Raw genomic sequence first — 5,029 nt, forward strand, 5'->3', positions numbered from 1 at the left:
TTTTTCTTTTTTATATCTAGAAAATGCTTATGAACTTCTTGCAATACGTCTGAATATTCCGTAAAATCAATCATAATTTATATATATCAAATAACAAGGAAGTGTTCGTGATGAAAACAAAAACAGTGAGTAAGCTTTATAATGTCTGTCCTCTATGTCACGGCTCTGGAAAATATGAAGAATACGATGATCATAAAGCCAACATGATTGGGGAGCACTACCAGCGTGCCAACCATGCCAATGAAACAGCTGTATGGAAAATGGTCGTTGAAGAAACAAGCTACTTAAAAGAATGCACGAAGTGTCGTGGCAATGGCCATGTGCTGAACGATGAAGGCAAGCGCATGTACCAAATGCTAAAACAATACGCGTAAGATTAAGTGTAGAATCGCCTTGATTAGCCCCGACAAGCTTAAGAACAACAAAGCAGGGAAGCGGATTGAATAAGAACATATCCCAGAGCACATAAGAAAAAGCGGCGGCCGGTGATTCGGCTGCCGCTTTACTTATTTCACCGTTTTATTCGCAAAAACTGTTGGCGTCGTCTCACTATGGGCGACAATGATCGGCCACCAAAACTCAGCGCCTCTCCATCCGTGTTCTTTCTTTCCTTCCTGCCTCAACATGATCAGTGCAGGATGATTCTTGGCCTGCTTTCGAGCCAGAGAGAGCTCCCCTTTTCCTTTTCCGGGTGTGTCAGGTGAATTTTCAAATGTGCCGTCTTCTTTGAAGCGTCGAATCTGCCGTCCAGTTCTTGTAATCAGCCAAACATAGGCGCGTTGCTCTGATTCTGAGCTCAAATAGTCCAGCACGCTATGATACTCTTCGAGGTTGAATTCACGACCTTCATCCATCTCTAGAGTCGGATGAATGAGTTCAATTATTTCCTTTGCTTTCTCTACCGTAATCAGATAGGCACCACCCTCTTGATAAAGGGCATTTTTCATCACTCTTTTAACAAGGCGATCGATGTCACGCACGGCTTTCTGGATATGGGTTTTATACCCTGTTTGAAAACCGACGGGAAGCATCCGCTTATGTGGTTTTAGCATCATCAAACTCGACAATAGGATTTTGTTCGGATTGCATGGCAGAATGGTTGAATTCACATCACGCTGGACGAACACGACCCCGCGCTCATGGCCTCCACGCTCGAAGGCACGTCTCAGCTCTGAATCGAATTCGTGAATTCGCTCCATGATCGAATAGATTTTCTTCGTCGTGTAAAAACGGGTGACTGCAAGATCTTCCATTGGGCGGGCACCATACATTCTGGAGTGCTGAAGTACCGTATCCTGCTGGAATGACTTGGGGTTCCTTCCATAGAAGAAACCGATCAAATTGTGAATCGTCACCCCGCGGTCAAGAATCTGACCTCCGATAAAGATGTTCATGGGGGCTCGGAGCTGCAGCTGTCCAGTGTGATCCAGCAGTTCGTTCACGTCTTTCTCCGAATTGACAATCGAACTGACCATGTATTCTTCCTCAAGAGCCGTCCGTACTTCTTCATAGACTTCATCATAAGTTGGCGCAGGCTCCGCCGCCAATGTTTTGACGGAGCGGATCAAGTCCTGATAAGAATCACGGACGAGCGAATTAAAAATGTCAGACTTTTGTTTTGCACCATCAATCAGTAAGTCTTCAAAACTCCGGATGAGCTCTCCTTGCCAGGCGTGAGCATTTTTGCCACGTTCGGTATGGATAATGAACGAATACTTCTCCTGTTTTCTCTTGGCTTGACGCTGCTGCCATCGCCGTATGCAGCTTCCGACGATAAAATTGATAATCGCCTTCCGGATATTTACAATGTTTTTCTGCGTAAGAAGTTTGTCCATTTTCACCCTGCGTCCGTCCATTTTTTTCATTACCTGAAGCTCTTTTTCACTCACTTCATGGTAAAGGTATGAAGCTAGATGGTCTTCCTTTTCCGACTTCTCAAAATACATATCGCCACCGATATAACGCTCATGAACCGGCACAAGCTCGGTGAAAGCGGGCCGTATCGGTTCAAATACTTTCCCTTTATGGATCTTCATATCTTCAGGCTGTAAATAAAGAGAATATGGCGTGGCCGTCACTTGCAGAAAAGCAGCTGATTGCACCGTACTTCTCAACGCATTGATTTTCGAAGCGATCACCCTCATTTGAGTGACGTTCTGTTCACGCTTGTATTCGTAGGCGACACTGGCAAAGTCCGCTTCGTCGTCGATAAACAAGATTCGTTTGTCTGCAAGCGAAGGATATTGTTCAAGTACAGTATTGTGCAGCCGATCGAGGTTATGCGTCTCTTTTTTCACGATAAATGCAAGCTTTTGAGACAGTTCGTACTTACGAAGGCGTTCAGGCATCGCCATAATGTCGTACACCTGCATATCGTCGTCCTGAATCCTTTCGGTAAACTCATTCTGCAGACGCGCATACGTCTGTTTTACGAGCGCGTTCGTGCCTTTTGTAAGAATGATGACCACATCAAAACCGTTATCATAGGCAAGTCCCATCACACCGATAAAGGTCCGTGTTTTCCCTGATTGAATTTTCCCAAGCAGCATTCCTGGGTGATTTTCAGAGGTAGTCTTATCGAGCAGCTGATCTGTCGTCCTCACCATACAAGCGACAGCCTCTGCGGAATAATCATTCTTATATTGTAAATGTTGAAAAAAGCGTCCTTCGGTCTGGACGGTTTCTAACGTTTTCATCTGTTTCTCTCCTTGTTGCCGATTGATCTCCAAACCACTATTCTATCGATAAATAGAAAAAAGACCAAATCAAAATGATCTGGTCTTCATTCCTCTTCGCTCATAGCTTGCTCCAAGTCTTCAATTTCATCAGCGAGAACTTTCAATTTATCCTCTAACGTATGGATGAGTGTGATCTTTGAATCCATTTCTTCTTCATATTCCAAAGACTCGCCAAGCAGTCGTTTGATTTTCTCATCTAATTGGTCCAGAAGTTCGTGTCCTTCCATTTCTTTTTCTGCCTTTGTCTGTGCCTCTAGCTGTGCATTCGCTTCCTTCAGAGCCTCATTCTCTTGTTTCAACAACTCAATGGATGCATTTAATCCATGCTCCTTCTCTTCCCACGCTTTAAGCAAATTTTGGAGCTCTTCAACTTCCCGCTGGTAGGTCAGTTGTTTTTGCTGTGCCTCTTCCCTTTCCACTTGGAACTTTGCAGCATGCTCCTCCGCTTTTTTGGCCTCCTCCTGTTTCATCCTCTGTTCAGATTTGAACTTCCTTTGAACATCCAGGTAGCTTTCCTGCAATAATGCCATATTGTTCAGTATCTGATGCAAGCGTTCTTGGCTGGCTTTCGCCTCCCCCGCTATCTCTTTCTTCTCTTCGTAAAGGGTTGACCTTTCTTGCACTAATCGTTCGATCTCCTTATCTAAAGCCAAGAGTTCTCCCCTCAAATGACTTTCTTGATCTTTATAGCGAGATACCTGCTCTTCAAGATCGTCCATTCTCTTTGCAAGTTCGGCCCTTTCACCCTCGCTTTGTTTTTCCCTTTTCTCTTTTTCCTCCAGTAATTGCTGATTTTCGTTTTTCAACTGCTCGAGTTGAGAATAGTGATAGTTATCTCGGTAATCCTCCACTTTTCTCTTGTACTTGTCGAGCTCAGCCTTGTAGTATATGACTCTCTGCTGGAGTTGAATCGGATCTTGCTTCATATTGCCAGCCTCCCCGTTTATTCTCACACTGCGAAGCTATCATTGCCTGGGCGTATGTAAAATCATTGATAGCCTGCTACCACCACTTAAGACTTTTATACAAAAATAAAGAGAGGAAAAATTCCTCCCTTCATCTTATGAGTCGTTCTTATCCATTATCACTATTGTGTTGTTTCTCCTCAGGATCCTCCAAACCTTCAAGATTGATAGAATCTCCGAACAGCTTTTTGAGCCTTGCTTTGGCCTGCCCCTTCACTTCATCATCAATATGAGAGATCACTTGATATACGGCATAAACGATTACCGCACTGTCATCTGTGAAACCGACCACTGGGATGAAGTCCGGGATGACGTCTAACGGTAAGATCAAGTATCCTAAGGCACCGGCAATCGTCAACTTCGCTTTTTTTGGAGTAGCTGGACTTTTAAAGGCATAATAGAGCAGTAGACTGTAGTAAACGATTTTCGTTCCGATCCGGCTGCCGTAATCTCGTAGTTTTTCTCCATAGGCCTTTTCTGAAAAGTATTTTCTGCTTCTTTCAATCGCTTTAGCCGGGTTTAATTTTTTCAACTTCTCTTGATAAGATTTTTCTTTCTTCATACGTCATCCTCCTCTACTGGAAATCCTGTTCCCTTTCCATTGATGTTGTATTCCATGTCTTTATTTTCATTGGACAGATGTGGAGGAAATCGATAGATACCTTTAGGTGAAAAGGAATTAAGTCGATGGGAATATCATTGTATTGTCGATTCACCCCCGAAAACTTCCACTAGTTTTGTAAATTTTTGTCGAACCCAGAGATAAAGCTTACAGTTTATAAGATATTTTGGTAGTTTTAAAGTATTAGAGTATCATGCTTCACCAATAGTTTCCCTGTTTCATAATCCATCGATTAAAAGGAGAGAATCTAAATGGAATTGGATCAACTTGAATTGAATGCAACTGTAGATGAGGCAGAACAAACGAAGCCTTATTACACCGCTTTGATTGGATGGAGCGTTCAGGCCATCGAAGCAGCTGCCCGAATGAATCGCCCTTTTGTTGTTGTCGGTCCGCCAGACTTTGAATCTTATGCGAAAAAGCACGAGATTCCATTTGTCGGCTGGGATTTTAATAAAATCAATGAAAGCTCTGATCACTTGTACAATCAACTCCGTGAAATTGGTGCGGAGGTTGCCGTTCCTTTATATGAAGAATGTGTCGAATGGGCCGGCGCTCTGAATGCCCGTTTCCGCAAAGAACCTCGCGTATTCAACCGTTCCTTGTTATTACGAGACAAAGGCATGATGAAACGTAAAGCTCAAATCTCAGGAATCAAGGTAGGGGTTTTTGAAGAGGCGTTTAACAAAGACGATGTAAGGCGT

4 protein-coding genes and 1 pseudogene are annotated in these 5,029 nt (G+C 43.5%); 2 read left to right on the forward strand and 3 right to left on the reverse strand.

From position 1 onward, the window contains the following. The first annotated feature begins 110 nt into the window (after nucleotides 1-110). Complete coding sequence (locus LD39_RS18535) at nucleotides 111-374, forward strand: hypothetical protein (RefSeq protein WP_035551513.1); 264 nt, start codon at nucleotides 111-113, stop codon at nucleotides 372-374. A gap of 132 nt (nucleotides 375-506) precedes the next feature. Here LD39_RS18535 and LD39_RS18540 read toward each other — a convergent pair whose 3' ends face one another. The 3 genes from LD39_RS18540 to LD39_RS18550 form a co-directional block, all read right to left on the reverse strand. Then, the gene (locus LD39_RS18540; RefSeq protein ID WP_035551516.1) at nucleotides 507-2,696 is read right to left on the reverse strand and encodes a Z1 domain-containing protein; all 2,190 of its coding nucleotides are present in this window, start codon (nucleotides 2,694-2,696) and stop codon (nucleotides 507-509) included. An 86-nt stretch (nucleotides 2,697-2,782) separates the two neighbouring features. Further along, the gene (locus tag LD39_RS18545) at nucleotides 2,783-3,664 is read right to left on the reverse strand and encodes a hypothetical protein (protein ID WP_035551520.1); all 882 of its coding nucleotides are present in this window, start codon (nucleotides 3,662-3,664) and stop codon (nucleotides 2,783-2,785) included. Between the two features lie 148 nt (nucleotides 3,665-3,812). Further along, on the reverse strand, nucleotides 3,813-4,265 hold the full coding sequence (locus tag LD39_RS18550) for a YkvA family protein (RefSeq protein ID WP_035551523.1): 453 nt from the start codon (nucleotides 4,263-4,265) through the stop codon (nucleotides 3,813-3,815). A 311-nt stretch (nucleotides 4,266-4,576) separates the two neighbouring features. Between LD39_RS18550 and LD39_RS18555 the strand changes: the two are divergent. Further along, nucleotides 4,577-5,029, forward strand: a pseudogene (locus tag LD39_RS18555) (carboxylate--amine ligase); the annotation flags it as partial.

The sequence above is a fragment of the Halobacillus sp. BBL2006 genome (genome assembly GCF_000786645.1).
Classification (GTDB): domain Bacteria; phylum Bacillota; class Bacilli; order Bacillales; family Halobacillaceae; genus Halobacillus.